Raw genomic sequence first — 18,405 nt, 5'->3', positions numbered from 1 at the left:
CCCAACCAGCTTACAGGATAGTGTTGCGGACTGCTGCCGGGATCCCTGAAACTGGCCGGTAGAGCTGAAAGCCGCTGCGGCCATTTTCCTTGACCTGGTAGAGGGCCAAGTCGGCATGGTGCAAAAGGGTAGATGCCTCCACTCCGTCTTGGGGGTAGAGGGCGACGCCAATGCTGCAGGTCACGGAAAGGGAATGGCCCTCGCAGGAGAAGGGAGTTTGAAAGGCATCGACAATCCGCTGAGCCAGACGCGCTGCCACTGTGGGGCTGCCAATTCGGGGCAGCAGCAGGGTGAACTCATCCCCTCCCCAGCGGGCGACGATATCTCCAGGGCGAACGCACTTGGTTAACCGTTCAGCTACCCCCTGCAACAGGGCATCGCCGACACCGTGGCCGAAGGTATCGTTGATGTCTTTGAAGTGATCCAAATCCACAAAGAAGAGGGCCAGAGATTCACTGTAGTATTGCTGCAGGGCCTGCTGCAGCCGCTCCCGAAAGGATTCGCGGTTCACCAAACCTGTCAGGGCATCATGATGAGCGCGAAACTCCATGTAGGCTAAGCTCTGCTTTTGGGCGGTGATGTCTTCGCAAATGCCTTCATAGCCGAGGATGTTTCCGGCTTTATCTTTAACCAAACGGGCCTTTTCTCGGACCCAGATGATCGAGCCATCCCGCCGCCGCAGCCGGTACTCAAAGCCGCGTACGGATCCCTGCTCCTGCAATAGCCGCACAAATTCCTCCCACTGGCTGGGATCCACATAGAGCTGCCGCTTGCCCGCCTCTTTCGCTTCGCGCATCAATTCTTCGGGGGAGCTGTAGCCGCAGATCTGGGCCAGCATCGGGTTGGCGGAGAGATACCGACCTGCCGCATCGGTGAAAAAAATGCCCTCTACCGCATTCTCGAAAAAATTGCGATAGCGCTCCTCAGCCTGGCGCAGCTCCTCTTCCACTTGCCGGCGCTCCGAGATCTCGAGGGCCAGAGACACCAAATCCGCCAGGGATCCGGCGAAGTTTTGCTCTTCTAAGGTCCAGTGGCGAGGGGATCCAATGTGCTCGTGGCAGAGAACACCCACCATCCGTCCTTCCAGTCGAATGGGGGCATCCAGCATCGAGACCACTCCCATTGCTGTCAGGTAGGAATTGCCGAACTCGGCGGTGCGGGGATCCGCCACCACTTGGTCGGCAGCAATGGTGCGCTCTTGCTCCAGGGCTTGAAAATAACGGGGATAGTCTTTGGCCCAGATCTCCGCCCCTTGAGTATGGGATCCCTCGGGGTTGTCTGGGGTGATCTCGAATTGATTGATGCAGCGAATGCTGGAGCGCTCCGACGTGTAGAGCCAGACCCCCACCCGTGCCACCCCCAGGGTATGGGCGGCTGTAGTACAAATCTGTTGCAGAGCAGCTTGTAAGTCTCCTTGGCTGAGGGCTTTGTGCCGGGTGAGCTCCATCAGAGCCCGGTTGTGCTCCAACAGTTGCTTTTGGCTGCGCTGTAGCTGCCACTCCACTTGCTTGCGTGCTGTGATGTCCTGACAGGAGCCGACAATTCGGCTGATTGGCTTGTTCTCCTCAACTACTGGAGAAAGGGTAACGATTAGAACATGGGTCGACTCTGGGTCGGGAGCGGCAGAGGCCGTTAGGCTCAGCTCAAAGCTCACTTGCCGGCCATGGCTGAGGCAGTGTTCGGTGTGCAGTTGAATCTGCGCAGCCAGAGAAGGCGGTAGACAACTCTGGAGCTCTTCTCCCTCGATAGGTCGAGAGGAGAGAAAAAACATCCTGCAAAAAGCCGGGTTACCCACCAAAAACCGACAGCGCGGTTGAGGTGAGCCTCTTTCTGGCTCCGGGGGCAGACACTCAAGGACAAACAACCCATCGCTGACGCTCTCGAACATGGTGCGCAGCACAGCCCGTCCCCGAGCCTGTACCGGGCGCCCACGGTACATGACCTGGGGATTCCACAGATCGGCCCGCGTCAGCGCATCATAAACGCTGCCAGCCTGGTCTGGCCCAGCAGTCCCCCTTTCAACCATAGGCTAGGAACACCCAGTAGACGCTCGGGCAACGGGGAGGGCAAGCCGAAAAAAACAGCTATGAATTCACGCTGTCTCTGCCATTCTACGGTCATCCTATGGAATTGTTGGGGGAGTTTGTGTGTCTCTCGATACAAAAGATCCCCGGGCTGGCACGGGCTTTTGGGTGCTCCGGAGGGGATATTCTTTGAAGCAACTCTTGAGGTTAATTTAATTAAAAGAATTATTAAAAAGCCTGTCCTGCCGACGTGAAGGGCTATGCGTCGCCGTTTTCAAGGTTAAACCGCTTCTGGCTCCCGAACTTGTTCTACCCGTACATCGACACGCTTGGGAAGGAACCAGGCTCCTATTAGTTAGAACTGCTCTCATTAGAAAGAACCTCAGCTAGCCCTGGAAAAGGGATCCCTGCCAGACCCAGGATGGCTAATTCCGCGGGCGTGGGATCCCCGATGCATCCAAGGCAAGAGAGGAAGACTGATGGATACAACTCCACCACTCAACCGAGTAACAGCATAGCTCTATTGAGATTAGCTTTCAATAGCGTGCCGGCAAAGTAGGGATCCTCTTTGATAAAGACTTGCATTAAGCTTGAGGAGTCTGGTAGAGTGCTTACCCAAGTAGCAATTGCTAAAGATTTGCAGTTAAGTCTTCTCAGGAGAACAAGCTGCGGAGTGGCAAGCATGGCATGGCAACAGGTTCAGGCGGGGGTGTGGTGTAGGCAGTTGGGGCAATTGGCGCCTCAGTGGTGGTTGGGCTGGAGTCTGGAGCAGGGCTTTCGGCTCTACCGCAAAGAAGTTTCCTCTGCTCTGCCTTCTCTCTCTGCTTTGAGGATTCGCTACCAAGAGCGAGATGGCTGGCTGGACGTGTTTCTGGGAGAAGCGGAGCAATGTAACCGACGACGGCGCAGCCTTTTGGATCCGGCAGCGCGGGTAGCCTTGCACTACATGCCGGAAGATTTAGCTCAGATTCAGTCCCTAAAGTGTCCTCACGAGCGCATTCCTCCGCAGCTTTGGCAGCGGCTAACCCAGCAGCCGGGTTGAGGACTGTTGAAGGTTAGAGGGCTATTTATTGTTTTTATTGTTTCAGATTGTTTCAGATGGATCCAGTCCGCTGCGGCAACCGATCCTGCCTCTTCTCGCCTTTCCAGTTCTTCTGGAGAGCGGTAGCCTGTTTTTTTCTTCCTCTAGGCAGGCTTAAGCTGGAGAACGAAGAGTAGCGGCTGCAGCCATGACTGTTTCTGAGCACCAACCCAAGCAGCGCTCCCAGCAGCAGGTCGAGGGGCTGACTTCTCGCCGCCTTTTGAAGGGATCCATCATCGGCGCCGGCCAGGTAGGCATGGCCTGTGCCTACTCGATGGTAATCCAGAACACTCTGGATGAGCTGGTCCTTCACGACATCGACCGCAACAAGCTGGAAGGGGAAGTGATGGATCTGGTGCACGGGATCCCCTTTGTGGAGCCGACGCGGATACGGGCAGGGGAACTGGCTGATTGCGCCGGGTCAGATGTAGTGGTTTTAACGGCAGGGGCTAAGCAGCGGCCTGGAGAAACCCGTTTGGATTTGGTGCAGCGCAACGTCGAGATCTTCAAAGGCTTGATCCCGGCCTTGATGGCGCATTGCCCTGACACACTCCTTTTGGTGGTGAGCAATCCCGTTGACATCATGACTTACGTTTCCCTGAAGTTGTCGGGGTTGCCGGCAGGGCAGGTAATTGGGTCGGGGACGGTTTTGGACACAGCCCGCTTTCGCTATCTTTTGGCGGAGCGCCTGGGGGTGGATCCGCGTAGCCTGCACGCCTACATCATCGGCGAACATGGAGATAGCGAGGTGGCCGTTTGGAGCAAGGTGAACATCGCCGGCACCCCGATTGGGGAACTCTCGCCGGACTGGGATCCCGCCTATTTGGGGGATATCTTCGAGCAGGTGCGCAACGCTGCCTACGAGATCATCCGTCGCAAAGGGGCCACCAGCTACGCCATCGGGTTAGGGGTGACGCAAATTGTCCAAGCCCTGCTGCGGGATCAACACCGCGTTTTAACCGTGAGCAGCCTCACCCAAGGGGAGTACGATCTGCCAGAGGTCTGTCTCAGCTTGCCCAGAGTGGTCGGGCGGCAGGGGGTGGAACGCACGCTGGCCATGTCCCTCACCGAGAGCGAGCGCAAGCAGCTGCACCGCTCGGCCCAGATCTTGCGGCAAGTCATCGACAGCATCCGGTGGTAGCCTAGATCTCCTGGACTTTTGTCGCTCCCCTCCAAGCTGGGGGATCCCTTGGTCAGTGGGCGAGGGCCGCAGCTGGCGGCAGGAGGTGGTCTATGGAAGCAGAGGTGCAACAGGGGCAGCAATCGCCTGAGGGCCAACTGGAGAAGCGCCCCCCTTCTCCGCCTTGGGCCGGGATCCCCTTACAGAGGGGCCTCGGTCACCGGGTACGGCAGCACGTCAATCCCCTGCAGGCGCAGTATCAGCAGCCCACCCCCCCACCCCACTGGGAGCGGGTATACCGGCGGCTGGGGCAGCCCTTTCATCTGGATATCGGCACAGGGAGCGGACGATTTCTGCTGCGCCTCGCTCAGGAGCAGCCCGACTGGAACTTCCTGGGGGTAGAGATTCGGCAGGCGCTGGTGGAGCGGGCCAATGCCTGGCGGGATGAGCTGGGGCTGGATAACGTCCATTTTCTGTTTGCCAACATCAATGTCTCTTTGCGGCATCTGTTTGCGCCGGGGGATCTCAGCCGCGTAACCATCCTATTTCCGGATCCCTGGTTCAAAAAGCGCCATCACAAACGGCGGATTGTCCAGCCCCAACTGGTGGCGGATCTGGCTCTGCTGCTGCGACCGGGCAGCCCCGTCTTCCTGCAATCGGATATCCAAGAGGTGGCCGAAGAAATGGCAGCTCGATTTTTGGATCATCCGCAGTTTTGGGATCCCCACCAGGGGCCTTTGGACTCCAATCCCCTCGGCATCCCCACGGAGCGGGAGTGGCACTGCCTACAACTGGGCCTGCCCATCTATCGCTATTGGCTGGAGCGACGGTGACAACAGGACAAATCCGTAATGCAGTAATAACAACTCCATTCCGCCAAGACAATACAGAAGATAGGATATAACCCGCTTGAGTTGGATCCGTCGCCGCAATGTCTCACTCTGAAACCACGGCCTCTGCCGACCCCTCCTCTGCTTGGTTTTCTGTTCGCCGTGGGATCCTCAACCTGCTGAGCCTATTGGCCATTGTGATTGTCGGGCTTTCTCTTTCCAGCAGTTGGTTTCAGCCGCCGCCCCAAACGCAGTTGGATTTGTTGCAAACCGATCTCGCCCTGCAAGCTTCCCGCACCCTCGATGATCCCCGCTATCAGGATCTGGCACGGGCACTTTTGGGTCAGGATGTGTTCAAGGTGGCCCAAAATCGCTATCAGCAGACCGCCGATAACTACGCCGAACGCCTGAAACGTTTGAAACGGCTGGCCCGTTTAACTCCTGCTGGCGAATCTGAGGCGGCCAGCCCAGAACTGGCCCAATCTCCAGAGGTGGATCCTGCCCTTCTGGCCTCAATGCAAGATTTGCAGACGGAGCTGGATGCGCTTTGGCTGCGCCTGGGCTTGCTCTATGCCTACCAAGAAGATCTGGAAGCTGCTCGGCAGCAATGGCAGCAGATCATCGACCTGGAACGTCCCAAAGTGCTCCGCGCCGCTGGCGCGATGGAGGTGGAATCGAGTCAAAAGAGAGCAGCCCAGGTTCTACAGGGACTGTGGGGAACACCGCGGCGCATCTTGCCAGAGGCGGAGGTGCAGATTCGCAATCATCTGGATGGTTGGTTTGAGGCGGTGGCTCTGCAACAGCTTTACCGACTGCAGCAGCGCAGCGATAGCCTAAATGCCCTCAACCAACAGCAGGAAAAATTGGCCTTGGCGGCTCTGTTTCGACTGGCGGTGGTGGGCGGGATCCCCGTGCTGGGGGCGCTGCTGGGGTTGATGCTCTTGTTGGGCTGGCTGGGCTGGAGCCTTTGGCGCAAACGTCCGCTCCTGGGCCCTGCTTGGGAAGTGCCTTGGCCGGGGATCGGGGCGCAAGCGGTGCTGACCGGCTGGTTTTTGGGGTTTATCGCCCTCAACGCTTTGGTGCCTCGACTTTACATCATCATCCTCGGCCTGGGGGCACGGCAGCTCAGCCCTTGGCAGCAGGCGGTAGCCCTGTTTCTCACCTACAATTCCGGCGCTTTGCTGGGGGCAGGGTTATTGTACCGTCTCTTGCACGCCTACCCCGGCTGGCAGAGGGTGCTGCAGGTGCGGTTGTGGGACCCTTGGCTGCTGTGGGGCTTGTGTGGCTACTGGGTGGCCTTGCCTTTGGTGGTGCTGGCAGCGGCGCTGTCGCAGTTGCTGCTGCCGCAGGCGGGGGGTGGGAATCCCATTTTGCCCCTGCTGCTGGATAGCCATGGTTGGGGGGCGCGGTTGGTGTTTTTGGCCGTGGTGTCTGTCTGTGCCCCTGTTTTTGAGGAGGTGCTGTTCCGGGGCTTTTGGCTGCCTACTCTAAGCCGCTACCTGCCTATGGGGGCCGCCATTGGGCTTAGCGCCTTCACCTTTGCCCTTGCCCACCTCAACCTTTCCGATCTGCTGCCTTTGACCATGCTGGGGGTGGTGCTGGGGGTGGTGTACAGCCACAGCCGCAACCTGCTGGCTCCCATCCTACTGCACAGCCTCTGGAATACGGGATCCCTGGTCACGCTGCTGGTGCTAGGGGGTGCGCGTTAAGGGGGGCTCTGCCTACTTTTTCCTGCCGAAGAGGCGGCTCAAGAACCCGCCGTTGTCCTCCTTACGGGGAGGTGGCACCACTTTCTGAGCCTGTGACGTTTGACGGCTGGCCACTCGCGTTGGCGGGACGGAGTCCTTGGGGACGGGAACGGGCTGTTGAGTGGTGACTTGCTGCATCCAACGGCGCACTTCTGCCATCAACTCGGCGTTGGCAGGTTCTAGGCGACTGGCTTGCATAAAGTCTGCTTTGGCCATGCCAGCATTCCCCTGCTTCAGGTGGGCAATGCCCCGGTGCAGGTAGTAGCGGGCCACGTTGGGCTCAGCGCTGATGGCGAAGTTCAGATATTGCACTGCATCCCGGTATTGCTTGCGCTCGATCATGTCCAAGGCTTGGATAAAGCGGGTTTCCCCAGGGCTGAGCTTGGGAGCCGGAGGTGGGGTGGGAACGGGCTGAACAGGGGGACGGCTGGGCGGAGCAACGACGGGGGAGGCTGGGATCCCACCCACAGTGGTACGGCTGGGGGAAGGGGTTGGGATCCCGGTCGCGGTAGTGGTTCTAGAGGCAGGGGCTAGGCTCCCCTGGTAGCCGGCCTTGAGCAACAAATAGGCCAGGTTCAGCTCGCTCAATTGCTCGGTTTTCTCGAGCAGGGTTTCCATGGAGCTGTATTGCTCTTTGGCCAGCTTCTCCACCCGTCTGACATACTCTTCCTGCCAATGGGGGTGCTCGGCCAAGCCCTTGACGGCTTCCCCAGAGGGCCAAAGATCCGGGGGGGGCGTCTCCAAAAGGCGTTTGATCCGCATTTTGAGCACAGTTTCATATTCCCCTCGCTCCCGCTCTTTGGTCAGCACTTCGTTGGCCGGGTTGACCAGCTTGGCAAAGAGGATGTTGGCGCGTTCTGCACCTTCGGGATCCCCCACAAACCGATCCGGGTGGAGGGCCTTGGCCGCCTGCAGGTAGCCGCGCCGGATCCCCTTGGAGTCGGCGGTAAGGGGCACGCCTAAGATGGCGAAATGGTCAGTCTCGTAGCGGGCTAGTCCTCGGTTGAGGCGGGGGACATTAGAGTTGGATCCCATAGTTGCCACTTCTCTAAAATCTGCTGCAAGGTTCCGTTTTCGATCAGGCTGGAAATCGCCCCATCCACAGCTTCCTTCAGGGAAGGATGCTGAGAGGATACTACTCCCACCAGAGGCATGGGGAACAGGGGCGGCCCCACCAGGCGCAGCCGGGATCCAGCTTGGCGCAGGTTTAGGGCGGCAACAGGCTGATCAACCAGCACGGCATCCAACTGGCCAGCCTGTAGCTGAGCAAACAAGCGCTCAGGGTTGCTGGTGGCAAAGAGACGAATGGCGTTGCCCCTCCTCTCGTTATAAGCCTCCAGTAGGGCTGCCCCTGTACTATTGACTACGATGCCCACTTTGCGGCCAAATAATTGCGACAGTGTCTCGATGGCCGGTTCCTCTGGCCCGGAGGCGGGGAAGGGATCCCGTACCACCAAGCGCTGCGGGCTGAGATAGTAGGGCCGGGTGGCCAGAAACTGCTCCGGATCCAAGCCCAAAGCTTCCCGCGCCCCCCAGATCAAGTCCACCTCATCCGCTTGCAAAGCTGCCAACTGTTCGCTCCAGGCCACATAGATGGGATCCACCTGCACCTGAAGGGTTTGGGCAAGCGCCTCCAGGATATCCCACTCGAAGCCGGCGTAGGTTTGTTGCTCCAAGTCGGTATAGAGATAGGCCGGCCCCAGACTGGGATCCAAGCCAACCCGAATGCGCCCCCGGGCCTGGATCTCGGCCCAACGGGAATCGAGGGGCTGTGCCTGCTCGGTGGGGGCGACTTTCCCTTGTGCCGGCTGAGGGTAACCGGGGCCAGCAGTGGCAACCCCAAGGGCCATCGCTCCCAAGAGGAGAGCCAGGCCGAACTGTGCCGCCCGGCAGCGATGTCGCTGTTTTCCGGGGAGTCCGCTAACCCATCTCCTATCTACCCTGCCCAACATAGGGTTCTTGGAATCTTCTTGATTATTCCTCGATTATTCGTCAGCTACTTCTGTCTTCAATTCAACTCAACTGGGGAGCTTTCCCGGTTCTGATAGGCTGGGCGTGGATCCCGCCGCATGGGAAAGGAGACCGGCAAAGGCTGTACTTGGGCCAATTCTTCTTGCAGAGCAGCGTGTAACCAGCCATTGCTGGCCAACAGTCGGCCACTGTAAACATCCACCGGGCCGCCATCGTAAGCAGTCACCTTGCCACCCGCCTCTCGCACCAGGACGATCCCTGCGGCAATGTCCCAAGGGGAGAGGCCCCGCTCCCAGTAGCCATCCAACTGACCGGTGGCCACATAGGCCAAATCCAGAGCTGCAGATCCGCCCCGCCGCACTCCTTGGGTGAGATGGGTAAAGTGGCAAAACTCGGCGTAGTTGTTGTCAGGGGTTTCGCGACGATCATAGGCAAAGCCGGTCACCAGCAGGCTCCGAGACAATTCAGCCGTTGTGGAGACTCGAATGGGTTGGCGGTTGCGGGTAGCCCCCATCCCTTGGACGGCGCGAAACAGATCCCCGCGAAAAACATCACAAACAACCCCCAAAACTGGCTCCCGCCCCTGCAGCAAACCAATGGAGACGGCAGCGAAAGGGTAACCGTGGGCAAAGTTGGTGGTGCCATCCAGGGGATCGATCATCCAAGCGTAGGCGCCCTCCGGAGATCCCTGCTGGCCTGATTCCTCGGTCAAGATGACATCTTCGGGGAAGTGCCGCCTCAAGATTTTCAAGATGAGATCCTCGGAAGCGCGATCCGCCGCAGTCACCAAGTCGCCCGGACGTTTCTCCTCAATGGCAAGGGTGCCCCCCACATAACTGCGCAGCAAAGCTCCTGCCTCCAGGGCAGCTTCTGTGGCCACATCCAACCGACGCAGCAGGGCCTCCGTCACACCCTCACCTCAAGGTTAAAAACCTGCTACTCAGAATAGCCCGCCTGAGGCTGTGGCTCCCAAGGGATCCCTGAAAGCCAAAATAGGCCCAACCTGAGCCCAAGCCCAGTTTCCGGGGAAAGGGGGTATCTCCAAGGCTGCCTATGGTGTATAGTACAGTACACTGGGGCTTGTGGGTTTTCCGGCAGCCCGCCAAGACCAGAGTTCCTTTGAAAGCAGTAGGGTTTTGGGGAACTATAGATAAGACTTTGAATTTGGAAAGCCAAGCTGCTGTAAATGGCGTTGAGCGTTGAGGGGGGAAGACCTTTGCCACATAGCTACGACGATTTTTTCACCTCCATCACAGAGGTTGGCGGGAAAAGTCCTCTTCCCAGCCAGGGCTTTGATCTGCCGGCGGATTTGTTCGATCAAGTCCCTGAACGGCCGGTGTCCCATCCGGAGTTCACCCTGTCCATCTGCCATCCTGTCCGGCCCTGCAGCTACATCCTGCGGGAGAGTATCTATACGCTTGGACGGGATCCCTCCAACGCCATCCAGATCGTCAATCGGTTTGTCTCGCGTCGCCATGCTTACCTGGTGCGGGTGCCCACCAAGTCCAACCGGACAGGGTTTACCTATTGCCTGATCGACGGCAACCGCAAGGGCCAGTCCAGTACCAATGGGGTGTTTGTCAACGGCACGCGGGTGGCTACTCACTACCTGAGGAGCGGAGATGTCATCTATTTCGGGCCGGAGATCCGCGCCTATTTCTTTGAGGTAGCCCGCACTCTCCCCGTGACTCCTCTTGACATTGGCCCTGACCTTGGCGAAGAGCTTCAGCTTCCCCACGCATAGGAGCTCACTGCAACTGTTGACAGACCCGAAGCTGCATCGCTAGATTAATTAAGCTGGTTAAGCAATGTGAATTGGGGCATCGCCAAGCGGTAAGGCAGCGGGTTTTGGTCCCGCCATTCGGTGGTTCGAATCCATCTGCCCCAGCTCAAAATCCTGTCGAAAGCACAAAGCGCAAGCCCCTGGGATCCCGTGCAGACCGGAGGGTGCGGCTCTGGGCATCAGCAGGGCGGTTAACTAGGGGATTGCAGAGTCGCTTTTGCCAACGGAGGCCCTGGCTTGGCGACGCTGGCCGCGGGGAGAATGGCAACAACCAGAAACCAAGGGCGAGGGATCCGGGGTGAGCTGTTCAGGTCGATCCTTGATGGTGGTGGGAACTTCTTCCCACGTGGGCAAAACCCTGCTGGTAACAGCCCTTTGTCGCATTCTCAAGAAAGCGGGAAAAAGGGTTGCCCCTTTCAAAGCTCAGAACATGTCCCTCAACGCCTATGTCACCCCAGAGGGCAAAGAGATCGCCTACGCGCAGGCTCTGCAAGCTTGGGCTGCCGGGATTCCCCCTGCGGTGGAGATGAACCCAATCCTTCTGAAGCCCCAGGGCAACCTGACTTCCCAGATCGTCTTGAACGGAGTAGCGGTGGGCACCTACCGCGCCGGAGAGTATTACGAGCGCTGGTTTGCGCCGGCCTGGCAAGCGGTCAAAGAAGCCCTTGCTCGCCTACAACAGCAGTACGACTGGATCCTTTGCGAGGGGGCAGGTAGCCCAGCAGAGGTGAACCTCAAACATCGGGACTTGGCAAATATGCGGGTTGCCTTGCATTTGGGATCCCCCACTTGGCTGGTGGCAGACATCGACCGAGGTGGGGCGCTGGCCCATGTGGTGGGCACGCTCCAACTGCTGGAACCTGAAGAGCGGGCCTTGATCCGGGGCATTGTCATCAACAAGTTTCGGGGCTCGCGGGAACTGTTGCAGCCCGGCCTGGATTGGCTGGAAAACTACACCGGGATCCCAGTTGTCGGGGTCTTGCCTTGGGTGGACTGGGTTCTGCCCCAAGAGGATTCGATGGGAATTGCAGCCAACCCCCTGCTTTGGGAAGATCGCCGCGACCGGGCCGGTCGCCAAGCCCTGAGGGAAGGGCGCCTGGAGATTGCTGTGGTGCGTTTGCCCCAGGTGGCCAATTTCTCGGATTTTGACCCCTTGTTGGCGGAGCCCACCGTCCATCTGCGCTGGGTTCACCTTGGCCAAAGTTTGGGATCCCCGGATGTGGTCATCCTGCCCGGCAGCAAAACCACCCTCAACGATCTGTTCGCGTTGCAAAAGACCGGCCTGGCCGATCAACTGCGCCAATACTCCGGCCATATCATCGGCATTTGCGGTGGGCTGCAAATGTTGGGAGAGACCATCGCCGATCCCGAAGGCTGGGAGGGGATCGCCGGCACCTACCCAGGGCTGGGCTTTCTCCCTTTGACCACCGTTTTACAACCCACCAAGGTCACCCAGCAGGTGCAGACCCAAAGCCGATGGCCTGCCCTGGCCCCCATTCAGGGGTACGAAATTCATCAGGGATCCACCCAGGCGGATCCCTCTGGCTGTCTGCCGGTGTTCGACCGGGAGAACCTGGGCTGGCGGGATCCCACGGGTCGGATTTGGGGCAGCTATCTGCATGGCCTGTTTGACAACCACCTGTGGCGGCGACAATGGCTGAACTGGCTGCGCCGACAAAAAGGCTGGGATCCCTTGCCGGATCTGGAGGGCCACTATGCTCAGCAGCGGGAGCAATTGCTGGAGCGCCTGGCCGATCTGTGGCAGCCTCACCTGGACTTGGGCCTGTTGATGGAATAGCCCATCGGCGATGGGGGAGAGAAGTGGGGTGGGAGGCTATGTTGCGCCAGGTTACGCCAGCGCGACCGGAAATCCAGGATCCACTCAACCGGTTGCCTCGGCTACCTCTGCCTGACCCGAAGAAGTCCCTGTAGCTTGTTCGGGAAAGCGTCGCAGAGCGGCGAGGGCGCGATCCAACAATTCCATCGGGTGATAGATGGGGATCCCGGCTTTGCCCTGTAGGCGCAGATGTTTCTGGATTTGTAGGCGGCAGCCGATATTGGCAGAGACAATCCCCTGAGCACCGGTGTTAAGCAAGTTCGTCACCTTCTGGGCTCCCAGCTCGTCCGCCACCTGGGGTTGCAACAGGTTATAGACGCCGGAGCTACCACAGCAGAGGGCCGCATCGACGGGATCCCGCAGCTCCAGCCCTGGGATTTGCCGCAGCAGGTGTCGGGGTTCCTGGCTGAGCCGCTGCCCATGCAGCATGTGACAGGCATCCTGGTAGACCAGCACCAGGGGTTCCGGCTGTAGCGGATGTAGAGGAGCCGTTAACCCCACCTGGGCGAGAAACTCCTGAATATCCCTGACTTGAGTGGCAAATCGGGCTGCTTTCTCCTTGTAGTCGGGATCCCTGGCCAACAGGTGGCCATACTCCTTCAGGGTATGCCCGCAGCCAGAAGCGTTGATCAGAATGGCATCCAACTCGTAATCGGCAAAGGCATCGATCATCTGGCGGGCCAGGGTTTCCGCCTGGCGCAGTTGCCCTTGATGGTGGGGCAAGGCCGCGCAACAGCCCTGGACAGGCGGGATCACCACCTCACAGCCGTTGTGGGTCAAGACGCGAATGCTGGCCTCATTCACCTGCGGGGCAAACAGGCGCTGCACGCAGCCCAAAATGAGTCCCACCCGAAAACGGCGTTCTCCCACCGCCGGGATCCGCTCAGGGTAACGCTTGGGCAGCAGTTGCTCCACCTCCAGGGGGGGCATCAGGGATTCCATAGCTGCCAAACGCGGGGAGACCTTTTCCAGCCCTTTTCGGATCCAGGTGCCGATCCCCATTTTTTGGTACAGCCAGAGAGGCCACAGCAGCGGTCGCAGCCGTGTCGGGTAAGGAAACACCGAGAAGATGAACTGGCGGTAAAGCCGATCCCAAAAACTGCGGGAGTAGTTGCGCTCAATCTGCGGGCGGGTGGCGGCAATTAAGCGGTCATATTGCACCCCCGATGGACAGGCCGTAACACAGGCCAAACAGCCCAAGCAACTGTCGAAGTGGGAAACCGTAGCCGCAGAAAGGGCGATCTGCCCCTGGTTGAGGGCATCCATCTGATAGATCCGCCCCCGCGGCGAGTCCGTCTCTTTGCCGATGACACGGTAGCTGGGGCAGGTGGTCAGGCAAAACCCGCAATGCACACAGGCATCGATCAGCTTCGGATCCGGGGGATCCATTCCATCAAAACTCGGCCCCTGGGATAAACTCATCGGCTCTGACCTATCGTGCTCTCAGCCTTACATGGCCATGCGGGGAGACAATTAGCGGCTGGCGATCCCGCCCTCTTCTGCTCCCTTGATTCCTCTGCATCTTAGTCCCAGATCCGAGGAAGTTTGTCTACATCCAGACGCTCTCTTAGCTCGTACTACCCTAGAGAGAGGACTTGCCAACCCTTCCTTTGAAAGCCATGAACTTGCAACACCTCTTCACTCCTGTCTTTTGGACAGCGGCCCTCTCCAGCTTGAGCTTGGCCGGAGCGGCTTTGGCCCAGGCCAACCTGCGGGAACTCCCTCCAGACTTGGCAGAACAGCTCACCACAGAGCAAATTTTGCAAGCCTGCGCCAACAACCAAGCAGATACTTTGCCCAGCCCCTTCCCGGATGTGGTGCCAACTGACTGGGCCTACAAGGCGGTGCTCACCCTCTACTACTGTGGGGCCTACCGAGGGGCCATTCCACCGGAGCAGTTCCGGCGGTACTTGGAGCAACAACGGGGATCCCAAACTTAGGCGGGCCTGCACCTCAAGCCGGATACATCTCTTGGATCAGATGGGCATAGCGCTCGGCCACCGGGTTGCGCTTGATCTTCAGGGTCTGGGTCATGAGGCCGTTTTCCACGCTCAGCGGCTCCGGCAAGAAGCGAAAGTCGCTGACCTGCTCGTCGGGCCGGTAGCCAGGGCGTTCTTGGATGCGGCGGCGCACCTCCTGCAAAATCAAGGTGCGGGTCTGGGGCTGGGCCAGCAGCTCGGCATCCTCAGCCGGGATCCCTTGCTCGGCAGCCCAGGCTTTGAGGGCATCGAGGTTGGGGTAGATGAGGGCAGCCAATTTCTTTTGGTCTTGCCCGACGATCACGATCTGACTGATGTAAGGAGACTGCAGACAAGCATCTTCCAGCGGCTGGGGCTCGATGTTCTCCCCATTGAGTAGGACAATGACATCCTTGGCTCTGCCGGTGATCACCAGTTGCCCGTCGGGGGTGAGCCAGCCCAGATCCCCGGTTTCAAACCAGCCGTCGGAGCTGAGCACCTTGGCAGTGGCTTCCGGGTTGTTGTAGTAGCCCATCATCACCTGCGGGCCACGGGCCAGGATCAACCCTTTTTCTTGTGGCGGCAGCGGCTGTCGAGTTTCAGGATCCACAATGCGAAACTCCGTCCCCGGCAGAGGGGGGCCAGCCGTACCGCGCACATTGTTGTCTGGACGCCGCGCGCACAACACCGGCGAAGTTTCGGTGAGGCCGTAGCCATTCAAGATGGAAATGCCCACCACCTCGTAGAACAGATCCAAGTAGGCAGGCAGGGATCCACCGCCGCTGATGGCATGTTGAAAATTGGGGCCCAACGCCCGTCGTACCTTGCGGTAGATCAGCACATCGGCCAATCGGTGCAGGGGCCAGAGCAGCCAATGTTGCAGGCGAGCCTGCAGGCGCACCCAGGGGCTGACTCCGTAATGCAAAATCGACTGGTTGCGAGCTATCCGTCCAGAGAGCACATACCTCTCACTCACGGCCATCAGAGCGCGGATCAGCCGCTGCATCAGGGGGCTTTTCTCTTTGAATTGCCGTTGGATCCCTTCATAAACGGTTTCCCAAATCCGCGGCACTGCCACCAGAAAATGGGGGTGCTCCTGTTGGAAATCTTGTTTGATAAAGCGAGGGCTGGTATAGACCAGCATGCAGGCACGGCTGAGGAGAAAATACTCGCAAGCCCGCTCATAAGAGTGCCAAGTGGGCAGAATGGTCAACACCTTATTCCCCGGTTGTGGCTGTACGACCACGCCCAAGTTCTCCACCTGGTGCATCAGGTTGCCGTGGCTGAGCATCACCCCCTTGGGCCGACCGGAGGTGCCGGAGGTGTAGATGATGGTGGCCAGTTGGGATCGCTCCAGCTTTGGGGGTTGGTAGGTGTGTTCCCGACCCTTTTGCAGCCATTGGGAAAAGTTCAGCACCCCTGCTTCCTGCTCATCGGAAAGCAACAGCAGCCGTTCCAGGCCCAGCTCCTGCACATCTGGCCGGATCCGCCTCAGGGTCTTCAGATCCTGAGCAATCAGGGCCGTGCTACCGGAGTGGCGCAAGATGTAGCCCAGCTCACTGGGATCCGCCACAGCGCTGCGGGGCACATTCACAGCTCCCGTGAACATCGTGGCCAGATCGGCCATCAGCCAGCGGGGGGAGTTATCGGCAAAAATGGCCACCCGATCCCCCGGGCAAATGCCCAAAGCCTGCAGGCCAGCCGCCAGGGTTTGAATGCGGCGAAACAGCTCTCCATAAGACATCTCGAAAACTGGCTGCGCGTGGGGATCCCGTAGGGCAACCTGACCGGCAAACTCTTCCGCCAGCACTTGCCAAACGTTCAGCAGCGTCGTCTCAGGGGCAGTGGGAGTAGCAGAAGCGGCAGCAGTTGTCATAGATCTGTACCGTAAATTACGTTTACAGTCTATTAAACCCAGCCTCTCTCCCCAGGTGTCGCTAGGACAGTTCCCAGCCTGTCACCCCATTCACCATCTTCCCCTTGCGGGGAAAAGGTAGGGATCAACACTATAAAATCTTGCGCTGGCAGAACCAGGGTGGTGATTGCTCGCCCCGGCAGATTGCGCACAAAACTTTACAATTTTGATCAAACCGGATCCCATATCTCCCATGGGGATCCCGGCTGTAAGCTTCATGTAAACTACCCGACACCGACCGCTAGGCGGTACGAAGCGGGCTTTTAGTAGCCCTGCAGTTAGCAAGCCAACCGCGAGCCTCTGGGGTGGTTTACTGCACCCCCAATCGACCGTTACCAGTGCCCTAAACAGCTGTTTCTGGTGCCCGCAGTACCATTATAGCATTCCTCCCGACACTGACCCTACGGGTACCGTACGGGGCTCCTGCGATTTCTAGCTGAGCAGCTCATCGTTTCTGGAGGTTGTGTATCGGTGATCAACCCATTCTCATCCTTCCGGTGGAGACATTCTTCTCGCTCTCCAGCTGGGATCCCAGAAGTTGAACCTCAGCCCCCAGACGCTTCCGATCCTTTTGCTTCCCAACGGGAGCAGATGGTCAAGAAACAGCTCATCAAACGAGGGATCCGAGATCCACGGGTACTGGAAGCCATGGGAAAAGTGCCGCGTCACCTTTTTGTCCCCTCTGATCTGCGGGATCGGGCCTACAGGGATTGCCCTCTGCCCATCGGCTATGGCCAGACCATTTCTCAGCCCTATATTGTTGCTTTTATGACAGAAGCTGCTCGCCTCACGCCTGAATCGGTGGTGTTGGAAATCGGCACCGGCTCCGGCTATCAGGCGGCTGTTTTGGCAGAGCTGGCCCGGCAAGTGTATAGCCTGGAGCGTCTGTCCCCATTGGCTGCTCAAGCTCAACAAACCCTCGCTGCCCTGGGCTATCGCAACGTGGAAGTGCGTCAGGGGGATGGCTACCAAGGTTGGCCAGAGCATGCTCCCTACGATGCCATTCTGGTGACGGCAGCGCCCCCAACTGTGCCCATGGTGCTGCTGGATCAACTGGCGGTGGGGGGCACCTTGGTGGTGCCGGTGGGAGAAAGCCCTTCGGACTCCGGTGCCCAGGGATCCCAGTCTTTGCTGATCCTCTGCAAAACAGCGCAAGGATGGGTTCAAAAAGGGGCTTTTCCGGTGCAGTTTGTGCCCATGGTCTAGGGTTTTGCCCCCTCTATTTCTGCCAAAAGATGGGCGCGAATTTGCAAAGCCAATTGGGGACGGTCGGTGATCAACCCTTGAACAACGGGATTTTGTCCTACTGAGCCGGCAAATGGCTGCAAGCACAACTTCATCACTTCAGGATCGTTCACCGTCCAAACGTACAGAGGGATCCCGGCCTGTTCAGCTTCAGCCAAGAACTGCAAGTTCACCCAACTGTAGTGGGGGGCCAGAAAATCCGCTCCCAACTCCCGGCAACGGGTAAGTAAAGATCCCTTGGCTTGCTCCTCAGCCTTTGCCTCGATCAACAGGCCAACCTTGGGTTGCGGGGACAAAAGCGTTTTAACCCGCTGCACCACCTGAGGCAAAAAAGAGGTGATCACAAATTCTTCGGGGGTCAAAATATCGCTAACGAGGGCAAGGACTTGTTCCTCATGGCCTGCTTCTTTGAGTTCGATATCGAGGGTGATTTTGCCCTTGATATGTGACAGGGTCTCTTCAAGAGTGGGAATCGTGGGTTTGCGGGCCCGAATCTCGGCCCAAGTTAATGCGGCCAAAGGCTGTCCATCCAAATCGGCATCGTGAACAACCAGTGGGATCCCATCTCGGCTGCGGCGCACATCCAGCTCAATTTGCTCGGCCCCCACTTCAACAGCAGCAGCAAAAGCGGCCAGGGTATTTTCCTCGGCGTGGGTGTGCTCCCCACGGTGGGCGACAATCTGGGTGTAGGGGAGCATGTCAGCACCTCTGAAGCGGGGTTGAGTGCCAGGTTGCGCAGCTCTATTATGATTGGCTCTCGGTGGTTCAGAAAGGGATCCCAGCAGGCGACACTCCCCCAGCGGAAGCGATAAGCTAGGAGAGCATGACTCTAGTCAATAATAAGCTCAACTATACTGAAAATAATGTATAATATGTTCAGTACGGATTACTAC

Annotated in this window: 15 protein-coding genes and 1 tRNA gene; 9 read left to right on the top strand and 7 right to left on the bottom strand. The window is 58.6% G+C overall.

Annotation, left to right across the window (positions count from 1 at the left end):
- Positions 1-10: 10 nt before the first annotated feature.
- Complete coding sequence (locus NW870_RS08500) at positions 11-2,026, bottom strand: diguanylate cyclase domain-containing protein (protein WP_414374842.1); 2,016 nt, start codon at positions 2,024-2,026, stop codon at positions 11-13.
- 680 nt (positions 2,027-2,706) lie between these two features.
- Here NW870_RS08500 and NW870_RS08495 point away from each other — a divergent pair.
- The 4 genes from NW870_RS08495 to NW870_RS08480 all read left to right on the top strand — a co-directional run bounded on the left by NW870_RS08495 (position 2,707) and on the right by NW870_RS08480 (position 6,764).
- Positions 2,707-3,066 (top strand): hypothetical protein, encoded by a 360-nt coding sequence (locus NW870_RS08495; protein WP_011433745.1) that lies wholly within the window; start codon positions 2,707-2,709, stop codon positions 3,064-3,066.
- 259 nt (positions 3,067-3,325) lie between these two features.
- Entirely contained in the window at positions 3,326-4,246 is a 921-nt protein-coding gene (locus NW870_RS08490) for an L-lactate dehydrogenase (RefSeq protein ID WP_414374867.1), read from the top strand.
- A gap of 92 nt (positions 4,247-4,338) precedes the next feature.
- Positions 4,339-5,058: a tRNA (guanosine(46)-N7)-methyltransferase TrmB gene (gene trmB / locus NW870_RS08485; RefSeq protein ID WP_414374841.1), complete on the top strand. Its 720-nt coding sequence runs from the start codon at positions 4,339-4,341 to the stop codon at positions 5,056-5,058.
- 98 nt (positions 5,059-5,156) lie between these two features.
- Positions 5,157-6,764: a type II CAAX prenyl endopeptidase Rce1 family protein gene (locus tag NW870_RS08480; RefSeq protein ID WP_414374840.1), complete on the top strand. Its 1,608-nt coding sequence runs from the start codon at positions 5,157-5,159 to the stop codon at positions 6,762-6,764.
- Between the two features lie 12 nt (positions 6,765-6,776).
- Here NW870_RS08480 and NW870_RS08475 read toward each other — a convergent pair whose 3' ends face one another.
- The 3 genes from NW870_RS08475 to NW870_RS08465 form a co-directional block, all read right to left on the bottom strand.
- The gene (locus NW870_RS08475; protein ID WP_414374839.1) at positions 6,777-7,838 is read right to left on the bottom strand and encodes a DnaJ domain-containing protein; all 1,062 of its coding nucleotides are present in this window, start codon (positions 7,836-7,838) and stop codon (positions 6,777-6,779) included.
- On the bottom strand, positions 7,796-8,653 hold the full coding sequence (locus NW870_RS08470) for an ABC transporter substrate-binding protein (RefSeq protein WP_414374838.1): 858 nt from the start codon (positions 8,651-8,653) through the stop codon (positions 7,796-7,798). The genes NW870_RS08475 and NW870_RS08470 overlap by 43 nt, the downstream gene beginning before the upstream one ends.
- A 158-nt stretch (positions 8,654-8,811) precedes the next feature.
- The gene (locus tag NW870_RS08465; protein WP_414332096.1) at positions 8,812-9,684 is read right to left on the bottom strand and encodes an inositol monophosphatase family protein; all 873 of its coding nucleotides are present in this window, start codon (positions 9,682-9,684) and stop codon (positions 8,812-8,814) included.
- 276 nt (positions 9,685-9,960) lie between these two features.
- Between NW870_RS08465 and NW870_RS08460 the strand changes: the two genes are divergently transcribed.
- From NW870_RS08460 to NW870_RS08450, 3 genes are all read left to right on the top strand, one after another.
- Complete coding sequence (locus NW870_RS08460; RefSeq protein WP_414356749.1) at positions 9,961-10,518, top strand: FHA domain-containing protein; 558 nt, start codon at positions 9,961-9,963, stop codon at positions 10,516-10,518.
- Between the two features lie 72 nt (positions 10,519-10,590).
- A tRNA-Gln gene (locus tag NW870_RS08455) sits at positions 10,591-10,662 on the top strand.
- A 217-nt stretch (positions 10,663-10,879) separates the two neighbouring features.
- Positions 10,880-12,355, top strand: coding sequence for a cobyric acid synthase (locus NW870_RS08450; RefSeq protein ID WP_414356784.1), 1,476 nt, complete (start codon positions 10,880-10,882; stop codon positions 12,353-12,355).
- Between the two features lie 84 nt (positions 12,356-12,439).
- On the opposite strand, the gene NW870_RS08445 is transcribed toward NW870_RS08450, so the two are convergent.
- Positions 12,440-13,816 (bottom strand): (Fe-S)-binding protein, encoded by a 1,377-nt coding sequence (locus NW870_RS08445; RefSeq protein WP_414374836.1) that lies wholly within the window; start codon positions 13,814-13,816, stop codon positions 12,440-12,442.
- A 173-nt stretch (positions 13,817-13,989) separates the two neighbouring features.
- Here NW870_RS08445 and NW870_RS08440 point away from each other — a divergent pair, with 173 nt between their 5' ends.
- A complete protein-coding gene (locus tag NW870_RS08440) occupies positions 13,990-14,334 on the top strand; it encodes a hypothetical protein (RefSeq protein ID WP_414356744.1) in 345 nt (114 codons plus the stop codon).
- 13 nt (positions 14,335-14,347) lie between these two features.
- On the opposite strand, the gene NW870_RS08435 is transcribed toward NW870_RS08440, so the two are convergent.
- Positions 14,348-16,228: an AMP-dependent synthetase/ligase gene (locus NW870_RS08435; protein WP_414374835.1), complete on the bottom strand. Its 1,881-nt coding sequence runs from the start codon at positions 16,226-16,228 to the stop codon at positions 14,348-14,350.
- Between the two features lie 510 nt (positions 16,229-16,738).
- Here NW870_RS08435 and NW870_RS08430 point away from each other — a divergent pair.
- On the top strand, positions 16,739-17,473 hold the full coding sequence (locus NW870_RS08430; RefSeq protein ID WP_011433763.1) for a protein-L-isoaspartate(D-aspartate) O-methyltransferase: 735 nt from the start codon (positions 16,739-16,741) through the stop codon (positions 17,471-17,473).
- Here the strand turns inward: NW870_RS08430 and NW870_RS08425 are convergent.
- Entirely contained in the window at positions 17,470-18,210 is a 741-nt protein-coding gene (locus NW870_RS08425) for a glycerophosphodiester phosphodiesterase (RefSeq protein ID WP_414374834.1), read from the bottom strand. The two genes, NW870_RS08430 and NW870_RS08425, sit on opposite strands and share 4 nt — an antisense overlap.
- Positions 18,211-18,405: the final 195 nt, after the last annotated feature.

The organism is Synechococcus sp. R50.1 (assembly GCF_047462115.1).
GTDB lineage: Bacteria > Cyanobacteriota > Cyanobacteriia > Thermostichales > Thermostichaceae > Thermostichus.
Note: the sequence above shows the minus strand (reverse complement) of the source record. Positions and strands in the feature narration are given on the sequence as shown.